The organism is Nitrospiraceae bacterium (genome assembly GCA_019637075.1).
Taxonomy (GTDB): domain Bacteria; phylum Nitrospirota; class Nitrospiria; order Nitrospirales; family Nitrospiraceae; genus JAHBWI01.
This window is the reverse complement of the sequence record JAHBWI010000001.1, coordinates 690,098-713,388: the sequence shown is the minus strand read 5'-3', so window position 1 is coordinate 713,388 and position 23,291 is coordinate 690,098. Positions and strand designations below refer to the sequence as shown.

The 23,291-nt window shown below is 60.6% G+C and carries 25 protein-coding genes; 18 read left to right on the top strand and 7 right to left on the bottom strand.

Features of this window, described 5'->3' with window-relative positions; all coding sequences use genetic code 11:
• Positions 1 to 6 precede the first annotated feature (6 nt).
• Positions 7 to 606, bottom strand: coding sequence for a hypothetical protein (locus KF814_03405; GenBank protein ID MBX3235176.1), 600 nt, complete (start codon positions 604 to 606; stop codon positions 7 to 9).
• 335 nt (positions 607 to 941) lie between these two features.
• Between KF814_03405 and KF814_03400 the strand changes: the two genes are divergently transcribed.
• The 10 genes from KF814_03400 (at position 942) to KF814_03355 (ending at position 10,484) form a co-directional block, all read left to right on the top strand.
• The gene (locus KF814_03400; GenBank protein ID MBX3235175.1) at positions 942 to 1,814 is read left to right on the top strand and encodes an SDR family oxidoreductase; all 873 of its coding nucleotides are present in this window, start codon (positions 942 to 944) and stop codon (positions 1,812 to 1,814) included.
• Positions 1,815 to 1,848: 34 nt separating this feature from the next.
• The gene (locus KF814_03395; protein MBX3235174.1) at positions 1,849 to 2,271 is read left to right on the top strand and encodes an NUDIX domain-containing protein; all 423 of its coding nucleotides are present in this window, start codon (positions 1,849 to 1,851) and stop codon (positions 2,269 to 2,271) included.
• Positions 2,268 to 2,768 (top strand): tetratricopeptide repeat protein, encoded by a 501-nt coding sequence (locus KF814_03390; GenBank protein MBX3235173.1) that lies wholly within the window; start codon positions 2,268 to 2,270, stop codon positions 2,766 to 2,768. The genes KF814_03395 and KF814_03390 overlap by 4 nt, the downstream gene beginning before the upstream one ends.
• 69 nt (positions 2,769 to 2,837) lie before the next feature.
• Positions 2,838 to 6,044 carry a PAS domain S-box protein gene (locus tag KF814_03385; protein MBX3235172.1) on the top strand — a complete coding sequence of 1,069 codons (3,207 nt, stop codon included), beginning with the start codon at positions 2,838 to 2,840 and terminating at the stop codon, positions 6,042 to 6,044.
• A 29-nt stretch (positions 6,045 to 6,073) separates the two neighbouring features.
• Positions 6,074 to 6,721 (top strand): response regulator transcription factor, encoded by a 648-nt coding sequence (locus KF814_03380; GenBank protein ID MBX3235171.1) that lies wholly within the window; start codon positions 6,074 to 6,076, stop codon positions 6,719 to 6,721.
• 121 nt (positions 6,722 to 6,842) lie between these two features.
• The gene (locus KF814_03375) at positions 6,843 to 7,100 is read left to right on the top strand and encodes a hypothetical protein (GenBank protein ID MBX3235170.1); all 258 of its coding nucleotides are present in this window, start codon (positions 6,843 to 6,845) and stop codon (positions 7,098 to 7,100) included.
• A 12-nt stretch (positions 7,101 to 7,112) separates the two neighbouring features.
• Positions 7,113 to 7,505, top strand: a complete 393-nt coding sequence (locus tag KF814_03370; GenBank protein MBX3235169.1) for a hypothetical protein — start codon at positions 7,113 to 7,115, stop codon at positions 7,503 to 7,505.
• 94 nt (positions 7,506 to 7,599) lie between these two features.
• Positions 7,600 to 9,012, top strand: a complete 1,413-nt coding sequence (locus KF814_03365) for a sigma-54-dependent Fis family transcriptional regulator (GenBank protein MBX3235168.1) — start codon at positions 7,600 to 7,602, stop codon at positions 9,010 to 9,012.
• A 189-nt stretch (positions 9,013 to 9,201) separates the two neighbouring features.
• Entirely contained in the window at positions 9,202 to 9,801 is a 600-nt protein-coding gene (locus tag KF814_03360) for a DUF882 domain-containing protein (GenBank protein ID MBX3235167.1), read from the top strand.
• Positions 9,802 to 10,028: 227 nt separating this feature from the next.
• Positions 10,029 to 10,484: an FKBP-type peptidyl-prolyl cis-trans isomerase gene (locus tag KF814_03355; protein MBX3235166.1), complete on the top strand. Its 456-nt coding sequence runs from the start codon at positions 10,029 to 10,031 to the stop codon at positions 10,482 to 10,484.
• On the opposite strand, the gene KF814_03350 is transcribed toward KF814_03355, so the two are convergent.
• The 5 genes from KF814_03350 to KF814_03330 all read right to left on the bottom strand — a co-directional run bounded on the left by KF814_03350 (position 10,481) and on the right by KF814_03330 (position 13,999).
• Positions 10,481 to 10,885, bottom strand: coding sequence for a cytochrome c maturation protein CcmE (locus tag KF814_03350; GenBank protein MBX3235165.1), 405 nt, complete (start codon positions 10,883 to 10,885; stop codon positions 10,481 to 10,483). The genes KF814_03355 and KF814_03350 overlap by 4 nt on opposite strands.
• Before the next feature lie 141 nt (positions 10,886 to 11,026).
• Positions 11,027 to 12,118, bottom strand: coding sequence for a hypothetical protein (locus KF814_03345; protein MBX3235164.1), 1,092 nt, complete (start codon positions 12,116 to 12,118; stop codon positions 11,027 to 11,029).
• A gap of 105 nt (positions 12,119 to 12,223) precedes the next feature.
• Positions 12,224 to 12,436 (bottom strand): hypothetical protein, encoded by a 213-nt coding sequence (locus tag KF814_03340; protein MBX3235163.1) that lies wholly within the window; start codon positions 12,434 to 12,436, stop codon positions 12,224 to 12,226.
• Positions 12,437 to 12,527: 91 nt separating this feature from the next.
• Complete coding sequence (locus KF814_03335) at positions 12,528 to 13,106, bottom strand: hypothetical protein (protein ID MBX3235162.1); 579 nt, start codon at positions 13,104 to 13,106, stop codon at positions 12,528 to 12,530.
• 185 nt (positions 13,107 to 13,291) lie between these two features.
• Complete coding sequence (locus KF814_03330) at positions 13,292 to 13,999, bottom strand: chlorite dismutase family protein (protein MBX3235161.1); 708 nt, start codon at positions 13,997 to 13,999, stop codon at positions 13,292 to 13,294.
• A 152-nt stretch (positions 14,000 to 14,151) separates the two neighbouring features.
• On the opposite strand from KF814_03330, the gene KF814_03325 reads away from it, so the two are divergent.
• From KF814_03325 to thpR, 3 genes are read left to right on the top strand one after another with little or no spacing between them, the layout of a single operon-like run.
• Entirely contained in the window at positions 14,152 to 14,769 is a 618-nt protein-coding gene (locus tag KF814_03325; GenBank protein MBX3235160.1) for a hypothetical protein, read from the top strand.
• A 56-nt stretch (positions 14,770 to 14,825) separates the two neighbouring features.
• Positions 14,826 to 16,109, top strand: coding sequence for a competence/damage-inducible protein A (locus KF814_03320; protein MBX3235159.1), 1,284 nt, complete (start codon positions 14,826 to 14,828; stop codon positions 16,107 to 16,109).
• Complete coding sequence (gene thpR, locus KF814_03315; GenBank protein ID MBX3235158.1) at positions 16,109 to 16,750, top strand: RNA 2',3'-cyclic phosphodiesterase; 642 nt, start codon at positions 16,109 to 16,111, stop codon at positions 16,748 to 16,750. Before KF814_03320 ends, thpR begins: the two co-directional genes overlap by 1 nt.
• Here thpR and KF814_03310 read toward each other — a convergent pair.
• Entirely contained in the window at positions 16,747 to 17,184 is a 438-nt protein-coding gene (locus KF814_03310) for a hypothetical protein (GenBank protein ID MBX3235157.1), read from the bottom strand. The two genes, thpR and KF814_03310, sit on opposite strands and share 4 nt — an antisense overlap.
• Before the next feature lie 319 nt (positions 17,185 to 17,503).
• On the opposite strand from KF814_03310, the gene recA reads away from it, so the two are divergent.
• Genes recA through mltG form a run of 5 tightly spaced genes read left to right on the top strand, consistent with a single transcriptional unit; the run spans position 17,504 to position 23,291 of the window.
• The gene (gene recA, locus KF814_03305) at positions 17,504 to 18,616 is read left to right on the top strand and encodes a recombinase RecA (protein MBX3235156.1); all 1,113 of its coding nucleotides are present in this window, start codon (positions 17,504 to 17,506) and stop codon (positions 18,614 to 18,616) included.
• A gap of 8 nt (positions 18,617 to 18,624) precedes the next feature.
• Positions 18,625 to 19,107 carry a regulatory protein RecX gene (locus tag KF814_03300; GenBank protein ID MBX3235155.1) on the top strand — a complete coding sequence of 161 codons (483 nt, stop codon included), beginning with the start codon at positions 18,625 to 18,627 and terminating at the stop codon, positions 19,105 to 19,107.
• Positions 19,107 to 21,737, top strand: a complete 2,631-nt coding sequence (alaS, locus tag KF814_03295; GenBank protein MBX3235154.1) for an alanine--tRNA ligase — start codon at positions 19,107 to 19,109, stop codon at positions 21,735 to 21,737. The genes KF814_03300 and alaS overlap by 1 nt, the downstream gene beginning before the upstream one ends.
• Positions 21,738 to 21,739: 2 nt before the next feature.
• Positions 21,740 to 22,342: a Holliday junction resolvase RuvX gene (gene ruvX, locus KF814_03290; protein ID MBX3235153.1), complete on the top strand. Its 603-nt coding sequence runs from the start codon at positions 21,740 to 21,742 to the stop codon at positions 22,340 to 22,342.
• Entirely contained in the window at positions 22,239 to 23,291 is a 1,053-nt protein-coding gene (gene mltG / locus KF814_03285) for an endolytic transglycosylase MltG (protein ID MBX3235152.1), read from the top strand. Before ruvX ends, mltG begins: the two co-directional genes overlap by 104 nt.

Genomic DNA, 23,291 nt, shown 5'->3' with positions numbered 1-23,291 from the left:
GGGCGGTCAGAGTTTCTTGCCCGTCATGAGTTCATACGCTTCGTCGATGGTTCCAACTTCGTAGACGAGCAATTTGGATTCGCTCCTCAGATAGGCCAAGTTCACTCGCGGGGCATAGAATTGACCGCGAGGAACCAGCAGCATGCGGTATCCGGCCCGGGCCGCGGCTTTGGCCTTTTCAGCGACCTGCGTGACTGGGCCGATTTCTCCGGACGGAGTCAGTGTGCCGGTCACAGTGACATCCTGCAGGAGACGGTCTCCCTTCAATATCGCCAGAAAGCCGACCGCCAAGGCGACGCTGGCGTCGGACTCTTCCCCGCGTGATGGTCCCGTAAAGTTGGCGTAGAGCGACAGGATGCCGGTCGGTCGGATCGTTGGAGCGAGCCGGTCTAAGGCAAAGCGAAACGCCTCCGGGATCGCCGCCATGCCTGCGCCGCGAACGGGCACTTGGCTTCGGCCCCACCGCAGGCTGAGAGGGTCGGGCTGCGAACCCTCGTCCCATTTCATAGTGAACATCGGAAACCCCTGCGACTCGTCGGCCGGGGTTGCCGTGGAAATCGGCACGGAAAGCGAACGGCCAGCCGAGGCCGGGGATGTGAGAGTCATCAACAACGCGAGGCTCGCACAACATGCCAACGCGTATCGAGCGGTCTTGCGCGGGACTGAATCTACTTTGGTGTCGTGTGCCGACATGGATTAAGTCTAGATGATGATTGAAATCTGTCAAACGCACTCGAATGGGTCTCATCTCGTTGCGGCTTCCGTACTGGAAACTCTGCGGTCATTTCTTCTCAATAGAGAGGCTGAACCGGCAGCGTGTTCACGCAACTCACCCCGCGAACGCGCCCGTCGCGGCAGGATTTCTCTTTTTCCCTCAGCGTGTTACTCTGCGCCGCTCATGTGATCGATGTGATGGAGTGTGCCGGGGTGAAGGGTATGGCATGACGAATTCATGGCGGAACGCGGTGCTCGTGACGGGAGCGTCTTCTGGTATCGGGGCCGCTTGCGCCCGGTATCTCGATGCGCAGGGTTTTTCCGTGTTTGCCGGCGTGCGTCGTGTGGAGGACGGTGAAGCGCTGCGACGCCTTGCCTCGGATCGCCTTACACCGCTTCTGCTGGATGTCACGGATCTCGTATCCATCGAGGCAGCCCGTGCCTGTGTCGCAGAAAAGGTCGAGACTGCGGGGCTGGCCGGTTTGGTGAACAATGCCGGCATCGCGGTGGCCGGCCCGCTTGAACTTCTGCCGCTGGAGGACATGCGTACGCAACTGGAGATTAATGTGCTCGGGGTGTTGGCCGTCACGCAGGCGTTTCTCCCGTTGGTCCGGAAAAGCGGCGGCCGCATTATCAATATGAGTTCTATCGCCGGCCGGGCTGCGACGCCGTTTCTCGGCGCATACTGCGGTTCAAAGTTCGCATTGGAGGCCATGACGGACGCCTTGCGTTTGGAACTGGCGCCCTGGGGTATCCGGGTCACGCTGATCGAGCCGGGAGCGATTCAATCGAATATTTGGGCGCGATCGACGTTGTCAGCGACGAGGGCCTTGGCGGGGGTGTCTGCAGACAGGTTGGCATTGTATGAGCCGCAGCTGCGCCGCTTGCAGGAAGTCTTGGGTCGAGCCGCTCAGCGCGCAATTCCCTCCGACGAAGTGGCACGCGTCGTGAGGCATGTTATGACCGTCGAGAATCCCCGGGCTCGATACCTGGTCGGCAAGGATGCGAAGTTTCGGGCGCTGCTCAAACGGATTTTGCCGGATCGTCTTCAGGATCGTCTGCTGGCGTGGTACCTTGGTCTATCGCGGACTGCCTCGTAGTTGCCGCAGGCAGGCTGCTCGAAGAGGAGGAGTTGTGTCCGGCGGAAACATGATCGTCTCGGCTGGGGGTGTTGTGCTTCGGGAAGCCCAGGTTCTGCTTGTCCGCGTCTCCGACGCGAAAGGACGTCCGGTGTGGTGTTTTCCGAAAGGGCGGCTCGATAACGGGGAGACCGCCGCCGAGGCTGCCGTGCGAGAGGTTGAGGAGGAAACGGGGTGGCGTTGCCGAATCGACAAGCAGCTCGCCTGTACGGAATATTGGTTTCAGCGAGAAGGTCGCCGATTCCGCAAGACGGTCGTGTGGTTCGGCATGTCGCCCATCGAGCATTCCCGTACACCTGACGGAGAGGTCGAAGAGGTGCTCTGGCTGCCGCTCGACGAAGCCCGATCCAAACTCACGTATCCATCCGATCTCGGGCTCTTGGAGCAGGCGATCGGCGGTGGAGCTGCCCCACAATGATGTCGTTGTCTTGGAAACACAAAGGCATGAGCTGGATGCCGGCCGTTCTCCTCCTCACCCTGTTGAACGGCTATGGAGGGATGGTGCGGGCGCAGGAATCCAGCGCAGAACCGGACGTATTGGACCTGACCAAGCAAATGATCGATGTCGAGGAGCGTGGAGACAAGCGGCGGGCCTTGGAACTAGGGCATCGTGTCATCGCCCTGGCGGAAGAAGCTCTCGGCGGCGAGCATCCCACGATTGCGTTGTATCTCGACCACGTGGGTGTACTGGCCCACGATCTCGGTGAAGACCAAGAAGCCGAGCAACTCCTGCTGCGGGCACTCTCGATTCAGGAGCAGGCATTGGGACTGGACCATGTTGCCAGCCAACGTACGCTTCGCCATCTGACGGCCTTTTATCGACTGGATGGGCGAGCGCAGGCGCTGGAAGATATTCGACAGCGAGTGATGCGCTATCGGGCCGATCATGCCCCTTCTCCGACTCCCTCGCCTTGACAAGGCGGGACCCCTTCACTAGACTCCGTTCACGCCTGCATTCCTGTCGACCACGGTCCGGTGGGCGCGATGGTGGTCCCCCTCGACCTCCATACTCCGCCGATCCTTCCATCCACCCGAGGGCCTGTCGTGTACAGTCTGGCCTCTTTTTCCCTTTCGGACATGACGGAGTGTTCCGCGGTCATCCGCCAGATCGGCTCGCAGGCCGCTTCACTCCAAGACGCCGCCGCCCGCGTCGTGCAGTACCTGCAGGCCACGCTCGGTGACAGTCAAACCGGCATGCGCGACTGTGTGCTGGTTCGCTGCTTCAAGTCGACGTCGTTCAAGCATCTCGATCCGGATACCCAACGCATTGCGCGCGAGCGCCTTGGCGGAATCGCGCCGTTCCCCGAACTGAAGTGCTTTACCCTCTTGGCCACGGCCGGCCAGGAGCCGGATTGGAATCGCGTCGAGGCCTCGTCTCGCTATCGGGCCATTCCGATGGTGAGCGCTGAGTTCGTGAAGCAGTTTCCGATGTTTTCGCAGCTGCTGCAGCAATTCGGGGTGTCGCTCGATTCCTCCGTCGATGCACAGGGCGGGTGGCTGGTCGATCTTGCGGAAAAGTCCTACAACGTATTTTATGTTCCCGATGCGGTGGGCAGTCCCTATGTGCCCGTGCAAGAGGGGTTTGTTCATAAGTATGGAGTCAAGTCAGTCCTATGCTTCGGAGGGCTGCTCCCCTCGCGTGACCTGTTCGCCGTGATCTTGTTTTCGCGAATCCCGATTCCTCGCGAAACGGCCAAACTCTTCCGTTCGCTGGCGCTGAGCGCCAAGTCATCCTTTCTCGCCTTCGATGAGACCGGTCCGCCGGACTCGGAATTAGCTCGGGGTGTCGGAGAAGGCGCGACCGGGCTGCTCCGCGACGCGGCGCGGCATCAGTCGCGAACGGTTGTGGCGGAGCAACTGCTGACGGTTTACGAAGATGCAGTGCGCATGCAGTCGGTCGGGATGGCGCAGGCGCAGGAAGCCTTACGAGACCGGGCCCACGCGCTCGAACGAGCGGAAGGGGCATTGCGTGAGCAGACGCGCATCGTCAATTCGATTCTGCGGAGTATGGGCGACGGCGTGGTTGTGACGGATGAAGAAGGCCGATTCGTGTTGGCCAACCCGGCGCTCGAAAGTATCCTCGGCGGACCGCCCGGCGCGGTACCTCCGTCGGAGTGGCCGGAACGCTATGGGTTTCTTCAAGCCGACACGGTCACCCCTCTATCTCCGCAGACGTGGCCGCTCTCGCGCCCCATGCGGGGCGACAAGGTCGACTGGGCGGAGATTTATCTCCGGCGGACGGATGACCCCCGCGGCCGCTGGGTCAGCGTGACCACCAGGCCGATCAAAGGTGACGACGGCGTCCTCCGCGGCAACGTGGCGGTCTTCCATGACATCACCTGGCTCAAGCGTGCACAAGACGCCCTATATGAATCCGAGCATCGATTCCGCAGCCTCGTCGAGGGCGCCAGAGACATCATTTTCACTGTCTCGTCTGACGGGGTGCTGACCTCGCTCAATCCGGCTTTTGAAACCGTGACGAACTGGTCCCGTTCGCAGTGGGTCGGGGAACCGCTGGCCTCGCTGCTGCATCCCGACGACGTCGGCTTTTGTCAGGACGTTCTGCAGGCGATTCTCGAACGTGGCGTCCCGCTCACCTGTTCGATGCAGGTCAGCATGAAACAGGGCGGCTACGTCACCGGAGAATTCGTCGGGTCCCCGCAGGTGCAGCAGGGGCGGGTCGTCGGGGTGTTGGGGATTCTTCGAGACGTGACCGAGCGGCGTCGCATCGAGGATGCGCTGCGTGACAGTGAGGAGCGACTGCGATCGATCGTGCAGTCCACCAAGGATGCGATCGTCCTCGTCAATGCCCTCATGAAGGTGGCGTTCTGGAACAAGGGCGCCGAGGCGACCTTCGGGTATTCCGCCGAGGAGATGATCGGTCAACCGGTCATGACGATCATCCCGGAGCGCTACCACGAGGTGCTCGAGTGGAACGTGCAGCGCGCGAGGCTGGTCGAGCGGCTCATTATGACGAGCAGCACTTTGGAATTGGTCGGACGACGGAAAGACGGAATCGAATTTCCGCTGGAGTTGAGCCTGGCCGCATGGAAGGGCAAAGCCGATCTGTTTTTCACGGTGATCATCCGCGATATCACCGAACGGCGTTTGGCGGAAGAGGAGTTGGATCGTCTGCACCGTCATCATCAAGTCGTGCTGAATTCAGCCGGCGAAGGAATTTACGGCGTGGATCGCGAAGGACGCACGACGTTCGTCAACCCTGCCGCCGCCAAAATGTTCGGTTTCGAGCCGGACGAACTCATCGGCAAGCCCATGCATGCGCTGGTGCACCACACGGACCAGGCCGGGATGCCGGTTCCGCAGGCTTTGTGTCTCATCCGTGAAACAACCGAGACAGGGCAGACTCGGTACAACGAAGACGACGTGTTCTGGCGCAAGGACGGCACAAATTTCCCGGTTGAATATGTGAGCGCTCCCATCCGGGAACGCGGCGAGATCGTTGGAGCGGTGGTGGTGTTCAAGGACACGACTGAACGAAAACGTGCGGAAGCCCAGCTCCAAGATTCGCTTCGTCGGCTGCGAAAGCTCTCGCGGCGCTTGGAAGGGATTCGCGAGGAGGAGCGAGGGCGGATCGCACGTGAATTGCATGATGAATTGGGCGTCGGCCTGACTTGTCTGAAAATCGATATTTCTCGCCTTGGCGGTCTGCTGGGGGAACGTCTCGGAGCGGCCGAACGGGGCAAAGTGGATGAGCGAATCAAAGGCATGAAGGAGCAAGTGGATGCCACGATTGCGTCGGTCCAGCGAATCGTCGCCGAGCTGCGTCCAGGCGTGTTGGACGATCTGGGGCTTGTGGCGGCGATTGAGTGGCAGTGCCGAGATTTCCAACGGAGGACCGGCATCACGTGCCGATGTATGGTGAGCCATGAGGACTTGCGGGTTGACCCGGAACACGCGACGGCGGTATTTAGGATTTGTCAGGAAGCAATGACCAACGTCGCCCGGCATGCGCAGGCTACGGCGGTTGACGTGCGTCTGGAAGATCTCGGCACGTCGGTTCTGCTGCAGGTGCAGGACAACGGACGCGGGATTCCGCCTGACCGGCTCGTGGATACCAAATCGTTCGGGCTGTTGGGGATGCGCGAACGGGCGAGTCTCCTCGGAGGCGACGTCCACATCGATTCCCGCGAAGGCGAGGGGACGACGATCGCGCTCCGATTACCACGGTAGAGAAGGGAGGCGAACATATGTCCGCAACAATGGGATCGACCGCCGCAGTCCGGATTTTGGTGGTAGATGATCATCCCTCGTTTCGTCGCGGGGTGAAAGATATTCTTGAAGAAGGCTTCGAAGGCGCGAGGATGGCGGAATGCGGCAATGCGCAGGAAATGCTCGACCATGTCCGCGAGGCGAAGTACGACTTGGTCGTGATGGATATCAGCATGCCGGGGCGCAGCGGGCCTGAGGTGCTGAAGGAGTTGAAGCAGTTGGCGCCGGCGTTGCCGGTCCTGATTCTCAGCATGCATCCGGAGGATCAATATGCGATTCGAATGTTCAAGGCCGGGGCGGCGGGGTACTTGACCAAAGCCAGTGCACCGGAAGAATTGGTGCAGGCTGCGAAGAAAGTGATGGCAGGGGGGCAGTATGTCAGCGCGTCGGTCGGCGAGGCGCTGGCCATGACCGTGCGGACCGGCGTCGATAAGATGCCGCACGAGCGGCTCTCTGACCGCGAGTACGAGGTGCTGTGTTTGATCGCCTCCGGGAAGACCGTGAGCGATATTGCGGAGGAGGTCCATCTGAGCGTGACGACGATCAGCACCTATCGGGCGAGAATCCTCGACAAGATGAATCTCAAGAACAATGCCGAACTGACCCGCTATGCCATGCAGCATGGGTTAGTTGTGTAGATGCCGGCGTCTCAGCCGGTTGTCGTCGCTAAAACGATGACAACCGGCTGTAGTAAATTGCGACAGTAGAATCCAACCTCTTCCGATAGCTATCCCCCCTCATAGTCAGTACGTTTCCAATATGCAGCATATGCTTTGGCCTTCGAGCGCCTCGTCGTTGCTCGAGGTCTTCCAAGTCTCCCATGGTCGCGCTGTCACCGATTCCACGATGCCGCCATCACGGTCGATGGCGTATTCTCGCCGCTGGCCCATTGCGGTAGCCCGCCTGACAGTGTTCGAGGCGGCCATGCTGCAAGACTTTGGCTGGTGGGGTGCGCATATGGAAGAGCAATTGAAGCGCCTGACGGTGGAGCAGTCCGATCCACGATCCGGTTCCTAAACAGAGTCTCTGATGCAGCCACGGTCAATTCGCCCACCGATCACGTTCAGCCGCCGCCAAACGGTGGCGGTGGTCCATGATGATTTGACCGAGGGATATCGATGCGCCGATTGGTTTGCGTTGCGCGGGTACCAGGCAGCGGTGACGTCAGCCGATCGGTTGGTAGAGGAGGAACTGCGGGAACTTCGCCCCGATGTGATCGTGCTTGGTCTGCCGCCCGAGACACCGACCGTTCCCCCTGCGCTCCCACATCTTCGTCTCGTCTGCCCCGAGGTCCCCATCATCGCGATGGTCAGCGCCACGACGGGGTATGCGATAGAGCCCGACCTTTCCGTGCTCGCCCGCGCCTTCGGGGCCGACGTGTTCATGTGCCGGTCCCTCGAACCGGACGCCGCACCTTCGTAGCGGCGAACCAGGCGACCCGAAGCTTCGCGCGTTCGTGACTCGCGTGCCGCGCGAATGGATCTGATTCTCACCTGAAGCCGAAGGGAGGCTCATCGTGCCGAAAACGAAACTCTTGCTCATTGAAGACCGCGCGCCTATTGCGCAGATCATTCGTACGGCGGTCGGAGAGTCGTGTGAGGTCATGACGGCCGATCGGAGCACTGCGGTACCGGAGTCTCTGCAAGCCCACGCGCCCTCGGTTGTCGTGCTCAACCTCGATCGCACGACCCAGGCGGACCAGGATGAAGCGCTTCGGCTCCTGCAGGAAATTCGGCAACTCGATGAGACCGTGAAGACCGTGGTGTGCGTCGGTCCATCCGACCGGCAGGTGGCGGCCAGTGCCGCCCGCACCGGGGCGTTCGATGTCATCATGAAGCCGTTCGACCCGGAATTGCTTCGGGCCGTATTGAGGCGTGCGCTCTGGATGTCGGGGCTGGAGCAGGAATCCGCCCAGGCCGCCGTCGCTCCCATGTGTGAGGATATCCCAGGCATGGTCGGGGCTAGCCAGAACATCAACAAGATTTTTGACGCGATCCGGAAGGTTTCTTCGTCCGATGTTCCCCTGCTGATCAGTGGAGAGAACGGAACAGGGAAGGAACTCACGGCTCGTGCGATTCATGCCCGTAGCCGCCGGGCGGCAGGCCCCTTCGTCGCCATCGACTGCAGCGCCATTCCCGAAAACCTGCTCGAAGCGGAACTGTTCGGCATCGAACGTGGGGTGCCGGGGGGCCTGTCGATCGAACAGGCGGGGAAGTTCGATCAGGCTCAGGGAGGCACGCTGTTCCTGGATGAAGTCGGAGAGCTGCCTGTGGCTTTGCAGATCAAGCTGCTGCGCTTTTTGCAGGAGCGCGCTTTTGAACGTGCGGCGGGACATCGCCGTATCGAGCTCGATGTGCGGATCATTGCCGCGACGAAAGGTGATCTGAAGGAGTCGATCGAGCAGGGGGCGTTTCGCGAGGATCTCTATTACAGTCTTGCCGTCGTACACATCAATCTGCCGCCCTTGCGTGAGCGTGGGGGCGATATCATGTTGCTGGCGACGGTATTTCTCCGGCAAGCGGCCGCGCACCACCAGAAGCGCGTGCTGGGGTTCACCCAGGAAGCCGTGGAGGCCTTGCGCGCGTACAGCTGGCCCGGCAATGTGCGGGAACTCTCGAACAGCGTCTGGCGTGGCGTGCTGATGGCGGAAGGTTCGCAACTGACACCGGCGGACTTGGCGTTACCGGTCGAGTCGCCGTCGTCGGATTACGAGTCGATCTCGCTCAAGGTCAATCAACAACGCATTGAAACCGAACTGATCGTGAAGGCGTTTACGCTGTCGCATGGAAATTTGAGCCGCGCGGCGCAAGAGTTGGGCATCAGCCGATCCACACTCTACCGACGCTTGCGGCAATACGGCATGGATCGTACACCGGACTCTTTGCGGATGCCTGCCGGGCCCGAGCAGGCCGTGATGTCGGATCACTGACATACGTAGCGCCCCGGTTTCTATCGGATTGAAGCCCTGCGAGGAAACTCGCAGGGCTTCGTTGTCATCTGCTTCGGCTCTCATGCCGACACGGGGTGAGAGAAGCAAGAATCGGAGGACAAGAAGAAAATTCCCGGAAAGGATTGACCGCGTGCTCGGCATTTGCTAAGAACTGCAGAGTCCAACCGCATACGTCCCAACGAATTCCCCACAGGAGCAACGGTGGTATTCGACGAACAGTCCGCATGGACCAGACGCCGTGTGTTGCAGACGGCCGGAGCCGGTTTTGCTTTATGGCTGAGCCGCTTGGTGTTTCCCTCCATCGCTTCCGCGCGCGCGTTGCCGGAAGGACGGCTGAATCTCTACAACCTGCACACCGACGAGCGGCTGTCGGTGACCTATCGAACCGATACAGGGACGTATGATCAGGAGGCCCTCAATGATCTCAACTACCTGTTGCGTTGTCATCACACGAATGAATCCATGATGATGGACGTGCAGGTGATCGAGTTCATGAACCTGGTGCAGAAACGCGTGGGCCGTTCACGCGAGCTGCTGATCGTCTCAGGCTATCGGTCGCCCGCGTATAACGAAGAACTGATTCGCAGGGGCACCAAGGCGGTGCGGAACAGTTACCATGTTCTTGGACAGGCCGTGGATCTGCAAATTCCCGGAGTGCCGCTGCGGATGGTTCGCGATGCGGCGATGCGCCTCGGCTGCGGGGGCGTCGGTTATTATCCGCGCGGTCGATTCGTGCATCTTGACTCCGGTCCCTTCCGCTACTGGTGAAGGCGAGCGTCTTCGCCACGCTCGCCTCCTCTGGTCTCTCAGCCCATCATGCTTCGCAAGCTGTGTTTCGTATTTCCGTGCGATGCGTCGCGGGTTGTTGCTATTTCCATGACCACATGGAGACCCTATGGTACGGTGACGGAGGTGCGCAGCTCCCGGCGGATCATGCTTCGTAGCGATTCCGCGGCACGGTCTGCCAGCACGCCTGAGCTTCAAGGAGGTCGCAGATGATTGTCTCGAAAGGTGCCGTCGTGTCAGTCGACTATACGTTGCGGTTGGAGGACGAACGGGTCGTCGACAGCACGGTCGGTGAGACCCCACTGATGTATACGCATGGGCAGGACGAAATTCTGCGCGGGCTTGAGGCGGGATTGGACGGCATGGCGAAGGGGGCCACGCGCGTCATCGTCGTATCACCATCGGAAGGATACGGTGAGAGTCATCCGGAAGGATTCTTCGAAGTCCAGAAGGCACGAGTGCCTGAGGACGCCCGCCGCGTGGGAGCGAAGCTTGAGGCCAAAGCACCGGACGGTCGAGCTGTGTTTCCCTACGTGGCTGAGATCAAATCCGATACGATCGTGCTGGATCTCAACCATCCATTGGCAGGAAAAACCCTCTACTTCGAGGTGACGGTCGTGGATATCCGAAGCGCAGAGGAGGCGGCCCGGGGTGCGGCGGTTTAGCCGACCAAGTCCGGGTTCACCTGCGTCATGGACTGGACCGAACTCGCCTTGATTTCGTTATAGACGATTGCCCGGCCTGCTTGCCGGAGTCGGCTGAAGATCCCTTCGACGACCACGTAATCGCCCTCGCGAACTTCCGCCTTGCCGAGCCCCACGACTTTCACCGTACCGGCGGGATCCTGCAGAAGGAATCCGAAGGCCGGTCGACCATCCCGATTCGTCGCCAGTTGAAAATTGCTGACCTTGCCGCTGACCGTAACGACTTGGTGGTCATAGTGGTCGGGGTGGGCGAGCAACTCCGTCACTTCCACCATGGACGCAGCTGAAAGGACCAGCGGCGATCCGCATAAGATGGCGACGGTGGCGAGCACGAGTAGGGACAATGCCGGTCTGGTTCCCATGGGCAGCCTCCTTGAGCGTGGAGGAAACAGGATGGTGAAATTATACCGAATCGACATGACTGTGAGAAGTCGCAGCGGGAAAAAAACCAGCCGCCAATGTTGCGGTCTCGAACATTTTTGTTCGAGACTGCAGGGACTTGGCTAGCGATCGCCGCGGTCTTCGCCGTGGAAGCTGTTGAGGATATGCTGTTGGAGTTCGGAGATGACCGGTGCCGCCTGCGCCTGCCCTTCGAGTAGTGCAGGATCGTCCTTCGAGGCCGGAGTCGTCCTGACGAGCATTTCCTGTTGAATCGCCTCTTGGCTGGTATCAATGTCGGAGAGGACAGCCAACAACCGTTGGAGTCCGAATACGGATCGGGTCGGTTCCGAGTGGACGGCGTTCGAACTCGCACCATGGACCAGCGAGAGCCAGAATTTGGCTTCGAGGTCTTCCGTCAGCGTCCCCCACGCAAAAGCCTGCAGCTTCTCGAGCAGCGCTTCTTCAGTGCGCTCCAATCCGTCATACGATGCGATCGAACGTTCCACCGGGCGTTCGCCGAGCACGGCCAGCGTTTCTTTCCACAAATCGAGCGGAGCGCTCCCGGGAGTAGCGGCCGGAGCGGTCGCCTGCAGTGCCTTTTGTAGGGCCTGCATGTATTGGTGAAGATACTTTACCTTCCTTGCGGCCAAACTGCCGGCCGGAATACCCCAAATGTGGCCGATCTCGTGGTCCTGCAAGGGAGAGGCGTTCACGGTCTTCCATTCGCGTTCCGAGAGCTCGAAGCGCTTCCGATACTTCTCGACCAGGCGGAGTTGCGTCTGGAGTTCAATGCCGAGCCTGGCTTCCTGATAGGCCTCCGCCGTGATGTCATTCTCTTCCCAGCGGCGCTCCAGCATACGGATCATAGGTTTGGGCACGGCAGTCCGGGCCTGCTGCTTGAGGGCCGCGATTGATTCCGGCGTGGCTTGGAACTTAGTCTGCAGCAAGTGGATAGCGGCTGCCACCATACCGTCGGCCAAGGCCGACATCCGCTTCAGGCACTCCATCTGAAGCCACAGTCGCTCCCGTCGCAGGCGAACGCGGCGGCGATATTCATCGCGGCGGCTGTGGACACCATTGAGCGTATCCTGCGTGATCACCAGATTGGTCGGTTTGGTCCCGGAGACGCAGCGCGGGTCCGGTCGATCAAGCGCGATGTAATTGATGTCTTCCTCGGTCAAGTCATAATGCTGCAGCAGCAACAGCTTCAGCATGATACGGCCTTGAATTGGAAAGCTGTCGAGGACCGAGTTGATGTGTGATTCTGTCAGGAGGGACGGCATCGTGAAGACCTTTCCTGTAACGTGCCAGAACCGGCGCTAGGCTGTGCCTTGGGGACTGTTTTCGAGGTAGACCGCGACATACTCGCGGACCTGCTCAATCGTCCCGCTGATGAACAACTCGCGGGGAATCTCGACGCGGACCAGCTTCGCCGGGTCGACCCCGCGTTCCGTCGCGTATTCCTCGTCGATATACAAGCTGACCGAGCCGTCCGGGAAGCGAATCGCATAGAGGGCAGTGGTATCAGCCATACTCAATGCTCCATTTGAAGAGTCGGGGCGTGCAACATGTACAGGTAACACACCGTTCAAGCGGGTGTCAAAGCAGCCGCCGATGCCATCGTTATCGACGGAACACCTTACGCCGCCACAGGATATAAGCGGTAAAAAGGATGAGACTCGCCAGCATGGTATTGCGGACTCGGCCAGGGCCGAAACAGGTGAGGTTGACGAGCGAATTGGTCGTGCCATAGGCGGCATAGATCAAATAGACCAGCAGGGACCAGCGATAAAGATAGAGGAATCCGTAGCCGACCAAGGTGTGCAAAATTGGAGAGATGGCTTTCGTCACCGTGCCTGCGAGGCCATCCAGTTTGGTGCAAAAAAATGGAAGGAGGTAATCCGGGTTCTTGGCGATGATGATGGTGTCGTTGACGGCGCTGATCAGGAACAACAGGCCCAGAAAGCGCAGGTCGTGCCCCTCGCTCCATACCCTGTGCCAGCTCCTGGCGGCACCGAGCCCGGTTTCGGACGGTCCCAGTGCCGCATCATAACTTTGAAAGGCCCACCATGGGAGTGCCAGCAGCATGAAGAAGAAGACCTCCGCTGCGCGTCCCGAGATTCGGCCCAGTGCGCCACTGATAAGAATCAGCACGATCGTGGCGACACAGCAGACGAGGCCCCACCGTATCCGTCCTTGCATCAGTTGTCCGAGCCCAGGAATGAGGGCTGAGAGCAGAGCCGCGCGTCGGTCTGTTGCGGGAGGAGAAGGATGGGACATGGGATGAGGTCGGGATCGTTCTGTCGGTCGGTTTGGCGCGTGGGCCCGAAACGACACGGCCTTCGGTCAGGGACCGAAGGCCGTGTCAGGTTCTATGGATGCGAGGTTCAGCCCCCCAGCGTGTCCAATGATTCCTTCAGGCTCTTCCGAATACAGGTGAAGATCGGCGTGTCACGGAGCGTGTAGCGGCTCCCTTCCGTTTCGCGCAAGGCCATCACGAGGTCCAAGAAGTCTTCCGGCTTGTCGCTCTCGAACGCGACTACCCATTCCTGGTCGTCCAAACCGAACGAGTAGGTGGTGTTCAGCTTCACCGACGGGAACCGGTGACCGACTTCAATGTGCTCGTCCATCATGCCCTGGCGAGCGGCCTTCGTCAGCAGGAACCATTCGCGGGTCTTCACGAACGGATAGACGAAGATGTACTTGGCCTTGCCCGGAACCACGGTCAGCCGCTTGCTTTCCTGATTCTCATGCGTGTGGTTGTCCACATAGATCGAGCGCTTGGTCATGGCAAGGTACGAATAGGGCGTGGTCAAATACTTGCCGAGCCCGGATGTCAGGATCTTGGTCGTCATTTCTTGGAAAAGTTCCAACTCGTAGCTGATGCGCCAGAGCATCAAATCGCAATCACCCCGGATACCGACCGTGGTGTAAGCGATGACCAAGACTTTACCGGCGTACTCCTCGACGGCCCGGAGAAATTCCTGCTTGCCGCGCGTGCGCTCGTCTTCCGAGAGGCGGCGCCAGGCGGGATCGATTCTGTAGAAGGCAAAATTCACGAATTGGCGACGGGGTGTTTGTTCGGGGCTGGACATGGCGGTCCTCCAGGCAACTTCTTGAAAAAGTAAAAGAATATGAGCTGTCCTGTTTAGCATTTCAACTTGAGGCCTGTCAACACATCGCCACGCACCGTCGCCGCAGATTGACACGTGAAAACCGATCTGTTACTGCGGAGAACGGAGGTCGGATGGACAAGTTGATCCCACGACGGGTCCATGCTTCGGCGAGGAGCCTGCTGTTGTTGGGCGGCAGTCTGCTGAGTTTCGCTTCGCCGGTCGGCGCAATCGAATTGTCGCCGACGCCCGAGCAGATTCATGCGGTCATCGATCGCGGCAAGGCCGCCGCGGAGCAGCGGGTCTCGCCGGATCAACTGCACAGTACGTTCGGGGCTGCCGAGGATCTGAAGCCGCGCGGATTCATCATGACCAAGCTCGGCAGTCTGCTGGTCATGGCCAGCCATCTCTCCCTGCGCGCCCTGGAGCCGACGGAGCAAGACATCGAACAGGTGCTGGCCAATCCGAATCTGCTGATCAACGTGGTCATTTTCGGCGAGCGGATGAACTTTGCTCTGGACAGTTATGTCGTGCTGGAACAGGCAGGGCGGAGCATCAAACCAGTCAACGTGCGTTTCGATGCCCGCGGCGACCGCACCTCGGTTTGGCCCCAGCAGCCGGCCTATCGAGCCAAGGTAATCGCGCAGTTTTCCTATGCTGAATTGGATCCGCTGGCGAAAACACGGTTGATGGTGTTTCCCTCCGCCGGCGGTGAGGTCAGTTTTGACCTCGACTTTTCCCAAATCGAATAAATCCCGACGAGGTGTTGGATGTTGGATAGGTCGAGGTGTGTCCGAACGAGGTGGCGATGAGCAAGGCGGTGGCTTGGTATGGAGAGACGATTGCGATTGGGTCGGAGCTCTTGCAAGGCGGGCGAGTGGATACCAACAGCCTGTTCCTGGGCGAACAATTGGCTTCCATCGGGATCGAGCTCCGCTACAAAACCGTTGTGGGAGACGATCTCTCCGACATCATGGCCGTGTTGCAGACAGCGGTGCGACGGGCCAGGGTCGTGGTGATGACGGGAGGTCTGGGACCGACGGTGGACGATCTCACCAGAGATGCGGTGGCGAAGGCGACCGGTTGCCGATTGGGTCGCCGCAAGGAAGCCCTGGAGGGCATGACGGCGCGGCTGGCACAGTGGGGGAGGAGTCCGAGCACAGCGCAATTGCGGCAGGCCCTCATTCCGGCGAAAGCGTTAGTGTTGCCGAATCCAGTGGGATCGGCGCCGGGCTTTTCGTTGGTGTGGAAGGGGGCCTTCATCGCGTCCTTGCCTGGGGTACCCCGCGAAATGGAGGCCATGGTGAAGCAGACCGTTCTCCCTGAAGTCGGTGCATGGCTGGCTGGACATAAAGTGGTCGGACTCTCACCGCTCGTTCGCCGCGTCTTCCATACTGTGGGGGTGCCGGAAGCCGACGTCGACGCAGCCCTAAAAGGAGTCGTGCCGGCCGGAGTGCCGATTGACCTGGGGATGCTCGCTTCTCCGTTGGGAGTCTTGGTGTCGCTCACGACCAAGCCCGGCCATGCGGCCGGCCGGAGCAGGATCGAGGAGTTGAGCGACGCGGTGCGAGGGCGCCTTCGCGAATGGCTGTATGCCGAAGGCGGCGAATCGATGGAAGAGGTGGTGGGGCGTCTGTTGGCGGATCGTCGTCTTACGCTGGGACTTGCAGAGTCGTGCACGGGAGGCCTGATCGCGCATCGGCTGACGCAAGTGCCTGGAGCTTCGATCTATATGGACCGAGGAGTAGTCTGTTACAGCAACCGAGCCAAGACGGACATGCTGGGAGTTCCGGCCAGCTTGATTGCCGAGCATGGCGCGGTGAGCCAGGAAGTTGCGGCGGCCATGGCCAGAGGGATCAGAGAACGTGGACACGTATCCATCGGCTTGAGCGTCACGGGTATCGCCGGACCGGGTGGGGCGACTCCGACTAAGCCCGTGGGATTGGTCTATATCGGTTTGGACGGGGGCGAGGGAAGTGTCATGACCAGGGAATATCGGTTTCATGGCGATCGCCACACGATCAAGCAACGTTCGTCACAAGCAGCCCTGGATTTATTGCGTCGATGGCTGCAGGGCCGGACCACTTCATAATGCGACTGTTTCTCGCCATAGAGTTGCCGGCTCAGCTCAAGGCGGCTGTGGGAGCGTTTCAACAGGAGCTGAAGCGACGACTCGAACGGAACGCGGAGCGCGGAAGTCGTGTGGGATGGGTACAGCCGGATTTGATGCACCTGACCCTGAAGTTTCTCGGCGAGACGGACGAACAGGTCGTTGATCAGCTGAAGGCCGATTTGGATGAGTCGCTGCTGGGGCAGCGAAGGGTTGCGCTTCCGTTGACCAGGCTCGGTGTGTTTCCTCGCGCGATGCAACCGCGAGTACTTTGGATCGGGCCGGCCGAATCCTGGGAGCAGGGGGCAGAGGCCGCTGAGTTGGCGTCGCTGCATCGACTCGTGGAGGCCCGTTGCGAGGCGCTGGGTTTCGAGTGGGAGACCAGGCCGTTTGCGCCGCACCTCACGTTAGCCCGCGTGAAAGAAGGTGAGCGGTCGATCGGGCAAGCGTTGCTGCGATCCGGTGTGTTGGATCATCCGTTGTCCCTCGGCATCCTGCCTGTCGACGGGGTCGTGCTGATGAAGAGCGACCTTCGTCCCGGCGGGCCCGTCTATACGAGATTATGGGATGTGCGGTTACCGACTACCGGTGCAGGAGATGATTCACAGGCCGGCGAGGTTTAGGCTGGGCGATGGTCCGGCTGCGCAGGCACCATTTTCGTGATTTTAGCGATCAACTGGGAAAGCCCGCTCCCGATTGCCACCGTGAGCAGGTAGGAGATCGAGCTTACGAACCAACTCCCCACGCTCTCGAATCCGAGCGGGATATTCATGAGACAGATGAGCCAGAGCAGCATGCCGACTGCTGGCAGGTACTGCCAGCGGGGGTAGGGTGTGACGAGGCCCGCGACGGTAAAGCCAACCACCAGCAGTATGTTCGAGACGAACATGAAAAGCAGGAGGTTATATGAGGTTGGGGCGAAGCCGAACAAGCCAAGTGCGACGCCGCCTCCAAACGTCAGGAGATAGAGCAGAAATGCGTCCCGCAGGAGGGAACGCCAAGCCGCGGTGTCCAAGGCGTGAGGTTCAAGGGGGCGAAGGGGCAACGGCTGGTGCATGGTAGGGCTTGTTCAGAAGGTTCCGTGAATTCAAAGATAGCAGCGAGGTCGGTCCCGTCAAGACTGCCTGCCGAGCGTTCAAGGGTTCAGCGGAGTTACGTGGTCGATTCCTCGGTGGCTTACGGGGTTTCTGCGGGGTTCGAGACTAGGTTTCTCCATCAGGACTCCGGTATAATCCGCCATTCGCCTACCCGGTCCCGGTCGCTGTGGGCCCTACCCGGTGCCTGCTCGGTCAACTGGACGCCCGTCGGTGCGTTGACGCCTGCGTTGGACAGGGCACGCTGCACACCACGAGTTACGATACTGGAAGGAGTACTCAATGGCTGAGAAAGACGAGAAAAAGCGCGCGTTGGACCTGGCGCTGGCCCAGATTGAAAAGCAGTACGGCAAGGGTGCCGTCATGAAGTTGGGCACCGAAGACCGTCCGGCGGACGTGCCTGCCATTTCTACCGGGTCGTTGGGGTTGGACATTGCGCTGGGTGTGGGCGGGATTCCCCGAGGCCGGGTGATCGAGATCTTCGGTCCGGAATCGTCTGGAAAGACGACGTTGACGTTGCATGCAATTGCCGAGGCCCAAAAGGCCGGCGGGGTGGCGGCGTTCATCGATGCCGAGCATGCGTTGGACCTGGGATACGCAAAAAAATTGGGTGTGCAGACGGACGATCTGCTGGTGTCGCAACCGGATACCGGTGAGCAGGCGCTCGAGATCGCGGAGACGCTCGTTCGCAGCGGCGCGATCGATTTGATCGTGGTCGACTCCGTGGCGGCGTTGGTCCCGCGGGCTGAAATCGAAGGGGAAATGGGCGACGCCCATATGGGGCTGCAGGCGCGCTTGATGTCCCAGGCTTTGCGAAAGCTGACGGCTGCGATCTCCAAGTCCCTGACGACGGTGATTTTCATCAATCAAATCCGCATGAAGCTGGGCGTGATGTTCGGGAATCCCGAAACCACCACCGGTGGCAATGCGCTGAAATTTTACTCGTCGGTTCGGTTGGACATTCGCCGCATCGAGTCCATCAAGGAAGGCCAGGACGTTACCGGCAGCCGGGTTCGGGTCAAGGTCGTGAAGAACAAGATGGCGCCGCCCTTCAAGCAGGCCGAGTTCGACATCATGTTCGCGGAGGGGATCTCGAAGGCCGGGGAATTGGTGGACATGGGTGTCGACAAGCGCATCATGGAAAAAGCCGGCGCCTGGTACTCCTATAAGGGAGAACGGCTGGGACAGGGACGCGAAGCGGTTCGCGATTTCTTGAAGACGAATCCGGCGGTCGCGAAGGAAATCGAAGGGAAGATCCGCGAAGCCGCGGGATTGGGCGGGCGCAAACAGGAAAAGCAGGCCGAGGCGGCGGAGCCCAAGGCTGAAAAGGTGGAGCGGAAGGCCGAAGGCCGGCACGACGAAAAGCGCGGGCATAGTGCCAGAGCCACGACATAGGCCGGGGGATGGCGAGACCTCGGAGGACCGGGCACTCACGCGAAGCCGACCGGGACTATCTTGCCATTGCGGTGCGGGCGCTAGCGCGAAGCGATAAGACGGTCGCGCAGATCGAGCGGGCGTTGCAGGCAAAGGGCGCGTCCGAAGCCCAATGCCGCGCGGTCGTGCGGGAGTTGGAGCGGCGGGGGTATCTGAACGATGAGGCCTTCGCGGTCCGTTGGGCCGAGCGCGCGCTCTCACGCCGACCGATGGGGGCCCAGCGCCTGACGGCGGAGTTACTCAACCGAGGCTTCGATGAATCGACCGTAGATCGAGCCGTCCGCCGAGCGTTTCATGGGCGATCGGAAGAAGAATTGGCGTGCCGCGCCTTGGAAGGGCGGGTCCGGTCAACCCCGAACCAGTTGATCCGATTCCTTCGGCAGCGCGGATTCGACGATGACACCATTCATGATGTGACGCAGATCAACCTGGACACGGGATCAGAGGAATGATGAGCCACAGCGCAAAGGAACTACGGCAGGCATTCATCCGGTATTTCGAGCAGCACGGGCATCGGGCCGTGCCGAGTTCTCCGTTGATCCCGCAGGCGGATCCGACCCTCCTGTTCACCAACGCCGGGATGAATCAATTCAAACGCGTATTTTTGGGTGAAGAGACGCGCGCCTACAATCGGGCGGTGACGGTACAGAAGTGCTTGCGGGCGGGCGGGAAGCACAACGATCTGGAAAACGTCGGGTACACCCGGCGCCACCATACGTTTTTCGAAATGCTGGGCAACTTCTCTTTCGGCGATTACTTCAAGCAGGACGCTATTCGCTTCGGTTGGGAATTTCTCACGTCGGTCGTCGGACTCAACAAGGACCGCATGTGGGTGACGATTTTTCGGGAAGACGACGAGGCGGATCGCTTGTGGAAACAAATGGGCGTCTCGCCGGATCGTATCGTGCGCTGCGGCGAAAAAGATAATTTCTGGCAGATGGCCGATACCGGCCCCTGCGGGCCCTGCTCCGAGCTGCACTTTGATCAAGGGCCGTCGGTTCCCGGGGACGATCGGCCGAACGGCGAGGGCGATCGGGTCATCGAGATTTGGAACCTTGTCTTCATGCAGTTCAATCGCGACAGCGCCGGGACGTTGCACCCTCTTCCCAAGCCCTCGATCGATACGGGCATGGGGTTGGAGCGGCTGGCGGCCGTGGCGCAGGGCCGGTTCAGTAATTACGACAGCGACCTGTTTACGCCGCTGCTCGCAGCCATCGGGAAGCGGGCCGGCGTGCAGTACGGTGAGAAGGAAGAGGGCGACCGGTCGATGCGCGTCATCGCCGATCACCTTCGGGCGATTACCTTCTTGATGACCGACGGGGTCTTGCCGTCCAACGAGGGCCGCGGCTACGTGCTTCGGCGCATTCTCCGCCGAGCGGCCCGGCACGGACGACTCCTCGGAATCACCGAGCCGTTCCTGCACGAGTTGACCGCTGCCGTGGTGAATGAGATGTCGGGCGCCTACAGCGAGTTGCGCGCCGCGGCCGGTACCGTGGCGGAAGCTACGAGGGGAGAGGAAGAGCGGTTCATCGCGACGCTGGATCAGGGCTTGCCCATCTTGAACGACATGCTGGGTAACGTGCGTGCCGCGGGACAAACGGTTCTGCCGGGCGCCGACGTCTTCAAGCTCTATGATACCTACGGCTTTCCGATGGACCTGATTACCGAGGCCTGCCGGGAACAGCAGATGAAGGTAGACGAGGCCGGGTTCGACGCGGCCATCGAGGAACAACGGAACCGAGCCCGCAAGACCGGAGGATTTGAGACGGAGGCGGCACGCCCGGCCCTGGCCGAACTGGCCGGCCGAGTCGGCACCACGCAGTTTGTCGGGTACGAACGGTTGGAAACCGAAGGTGTCGTGCAGGCCCTGCTGAAAGGCGACAGCCTCGTCAAGCAAGCCGTTGAAGGTGATGATGTCGAGATCGTGCTGGACGTCACGCCGTTCTATGCCGAAGGCGGAGGCCAGGTCGGAGACCAAGGGCTACTGATCGGCACCGACGGCCGCATCGAAATTCGGGAAACGACGCGGCCCGTGCCGACCTTGATCGTGCACAAGGGCGTCGTGCGCGCCGGTTCGGTTCGGGAAGGGGACCGATTGCAACTGTCGGTCAACCAGGGATCCAGACAGGATGCGGCCCGGAACCACACGGCGACTCACCTCGTCCATGCGGCATTGCGCGATCTGTTGGGGCCGCACGTGAAACAGTATGGATCGCTGGTCGGCCCCAATCGCTTGCGGTTCGATTTCGCCCATTTTCGCCCCTTGACCGCACGGGATATCGATGAAATCGAAGGGATGGTGAACGAGCAGATTCGGCTCGACGAGTCCGTGCAGACCGAAGTGATGGGGGTGCAGGACGCGGTAGCCGGCGGCGCGTTGGCATTTTTCGGTGACAAATACGGGGAAAAGGTTCGGGTGGTCCGGATCCACGATTTCAGCAAGGAACTCTGCGGCGGCACGCATTGCCGGCGCACCGGCGAGATCGGCGTGTTTCGCATCGTCTCGGAGTCCGGAGTGGCTGCCGGCGTGCGCCGGATCGAGTGCCTTACCGGAAGGGGCGCATTGGAATCTCTCAAACGGCTGGAGTCGGATGTGCGTGAACTGTCCGATCTTCTGAAGGTCGTGCCTGCCGATATCGTGGGCCGAGCCCGCAAATTGACGGAGCAGCTCAAGGACAAAGAACGAGAACTCGCGGATCTCAAACTTAAAATGGCCACTACTTCCGCGAGTGATGCGCAGGTGCGGGAGATCAAAGGGGTCACCGTACATGCTCAGCGAACCGATGGGTTGGACGTCAACGGCATGCGAGGCCTGGCCGATCAACTACGGGATAAGGTGCGAAGCGGAGTCGTGGCCCTGGGAGCTGCCAACGACGGCAAGGTTACATTGCTGGTGGTGGTCACCAAGGATCTTGTCGGCAAACTAAAGGCCGGCGAGTTGATCAAGTCCATGGCGACCGAGGTCGGGGGCACCGGGGGCGGGCGTCCGGAAATGGCACAGGCGGGCGGAAAAAACCCCGAAGGACTGGGCACGGCCTTGGAAAAGGTGTTTGGACTGGTCGAGAAGACACTGGAGCGGTAAACTTGCTTAAAGGGCAGCGCATTCTCGCAATTGATTATGGAACCAAGCGGGTCGGCTTTGCCCTGAGCGACGAACTGGGTTGGACCGCTCAGCCGCTCGAAACGTTTCAACGCCGCAGTCCTGAGGCCGACCTTCGGCATATTCAGGACTTGGTGCGTGAGCACGAGGTCGGGCGGGTCCTGATCGGCATGCCCTTCAGGTTGGACGGCGAACTCGGCCCGGCTGCTCGGGCGGTTGCGCAGTTCGTGCGGCAGGTCGAGGCGGCGCTGTCCGTGCCGGTCGTAACATGGGACGAACGAATGACCACGCGTTCGGCGGAAGATCTTTTGATCGCCGCCGATGTCAGCCGGCGCAAGCGCAAGGGCATCGTGGATCGCATTGCAGCCGCGATCCTGCTCCAGAGTTACCTGCGGAGCTTGGACGAGACGACGGGCATCTCCCAGGATTTTGACGGAGAGGCCCCGCTCGACGGTTCCGCATCTTCGAGCGAAGAGCATACGCATGATGCGAACGAAAGCGATCATCGGGCTGTCCGTGGTGGTGTTGCTCCTGACGGGGATTGCGGGCTACCAGATGCTGCGGTGGGCACAGAGCCCCGTCGCTAGCGGGCCCGTCACACCTCCTTCCCAAACCGTCATCATCCCAGAAGGCAGCAGCTTCCAGCAGGTGGCGAACCTGCTCAAGCAGGACGGGTTGATTCGCAGCCGGTCCGCCTTCCTCCTTCTCGGCAAGGCGCGTGACAGCGCCAAGCGGGTTCGTCCCGGCGAATATGAACTGGATGCCGGCATGACTCCCGAGGATATTCTCGCCAAACTGCTGGCAGGCAAGGTCGTGCTGCATCCCGTCACGGTGCCGGAGGGCTATACCCTGGCGCAGATTGCGGAGGTGTTGGCCGAGCAGCACCTCACGGACCCGACCGAATTTTCCAAACTCGTGCGCGACCGGGCGTTCATTGCGTCGCTTGGAATCGAGGCGGACTCGCTGGAGGGCTATCTGTTCCCCGAGACGTACAACTTTCCGCGGGGGGTGAAAGCCAAAGACGTGATCCGGGCGATGGTCGACGAACTTCATCGGGTGTGGACGCCGGATCTCCAAGAGCAGGCGGCTCGGCTGCGCCTGTCGCGCCATCAAGTCCTGACCCTGGCTTCGGTGGTCGAAAAGGAAACAGGCGCGAAGGACGAACGGGAATTGATCGCGGCGGTGTTCCACAATCGCTTACGAAAGAAGATCCCGCTGCAAAGTGATCCGACCGTGATCTACGGTCTTCCGGCGTTCGATGGCAACATTCACAAGCGGGACCTGTCCAGTCCCAGCCCCTATAATACCTACCGCGTGCAGGGTCTTCCGCCAGGGCCGATCGCAAGTCCAGGAGCCCATGCCATTCGGGCTACACTGTTTCCTGCGGCGGCACCCTACTTGTATTTCGTGTCGCGCAACGACGGCACACACCAATTTTCCTCAACATTGGAAGAACACAACCGGGCGGTGGAAAAATATCAAAAGGAACCCTTCCGGAAGCGGGCGAAGGCGCACCTGGTTGCGCACGGCGCCTGA

Bases quoted from the DNA above. Each gene is read 5' to 3' on its own strand.
- KF814_03405 (MBX3235176.1), bottom strand. From the start codon at position 606: ATGACTCTCACATCCCCGGCCTCGGCTGGCCGTTCGCTTTCCGTGCCG.
- KF814_03400 (MBX3235175.1), top strand. From the start codon at position 942: ATGACGAATTCATGGCGGAACGCGGTGCTCGTGACGGGAGCGTCTTCT.
- KF814_03390 (MBX3235173.1), top strand. From the start codon at position 2,268: ATGATGTCGTTGTCTTGGAAACACAAAGGCATGAGCTGGATGCCGGCC.
- KF814_03385 (MBX3235172.1), top strand. From the start codon at position 2,838: ATGGTGGTCCCCCTCGACCTCCATACTCCGCCGATCCTTCCATCCACC.
- KF814_03380 (MBX3235171.1), top strand. From the start codon at position 6,074: ATGGGATCGACCGCCGCAGTCCGGATTTTGGTGGTAGATGATCATCCC.
- KF814_03375 (MBX3235170.1), top strand. From the start codon at position 6,843: ATGCAGCATATGCTTTGGCCTTCGAGCGCCTCGTCGTTGCTCGAGGTC.
- KF814_03370 (MBX3235169.1), top strand. From the start codon at position 7,113: ATGCAGCCACGGTCAATTCGCCCACCGATCACGTTCAGCCGCCGCCAA.
- KF814_03355 (MBX3235166.1), top strand. From the start codon at position 10,029: ATGATTGTCTCGAAAGGTGCCGTCGTGTCAGTCGACTATACGTTGCGG.
- KF814_03350 (MBX3235165.1), bottom strand. From the start codon at position 10,885: ATGGGAACCAGACCGGCATTGTCCCTACTCGTGCTCGCCACCGTCGCC.
- KF814_03345 (MBX3235164.1), bottom strand. From the start codon at position 12,118: ATGCTGAAGCTGTTGCTGCTGCAGCATTATGACTTGACCGAGGAAGAC.
- KF814_03340 (MBX3235163.1), bottom strand. From the start codon at position 12,436: ATGGCTGATACCACTGCCCTCTATGCGATTCGCTTCCCGGACGGCTCG.
- KF814_03335 (MBX3235162.1), bottom strand. From the start codon at position 13,106: ATGCAAGGACGGATACGGTGGGGCCTCGTCTGCTGTGTCGCCACGATC.
- KF814_03330 (MBX3235161.1), bottom strand. From the start codon at position 13,999: ATGTCCAGCCCCGAACAAACACCCCGTCGCCAATTCGTGAATTTTGCC.
- KF814_03325 (MBX3235160.1), top strand. From the start codon at position 14,152: ATGGACAAGTTGATCCCACGACGGGTCCATGCTTCGGCGAGGAGCCTG.
- KF814_03320 (MBX3235159.1), top strand. From the start codon at position 14,826: ATGAGCAAGGCGGTGGCTTGGTATGGAGAGACGATTGCGATTGGGTCG.
- thpR (MBX3235158.1), top strand. From the start codon at position 16,109: ATGCGACTGTTTCTCGCCATAGAGTTGCCGGCTCAGCTCAAGGCGGCT.
- KF814_03310 (MBX3235157.1), bottom strand. From the start codon at position 17,184: ATGCACCAGCCGTTGCCCCTTCGCCCCCTTGAACCTCACGCCTTGGAC.
- recA (MBX3235156.1), top strand. From the start codon at position 17,504: ATGGCTGAGAAAGACGAGAAAAAGCGCGCGTTGGACCTGGCGCTGGCC.
- KF814_03300 (MBX3235155.1), top strand. From the start codon at position 18,625: ATGGCGAGACCTCGGAGGACCGGGCACTCACGCGAAGCCGACCGGGAC.
- alaS (MBX3235154.1), top strand. From the start codon at position 19,107: ATGAGCCACAGCGCAAAGGAACTACGGCAGGCATTCATCCGGTATTTC.
- mltG (MBX3235152.1), top strand. From the start codon at position 22,239: ATGATGCGAACGAAAGCGATCATCGGGCTGTCCGTGGTGGTGTTGCTC.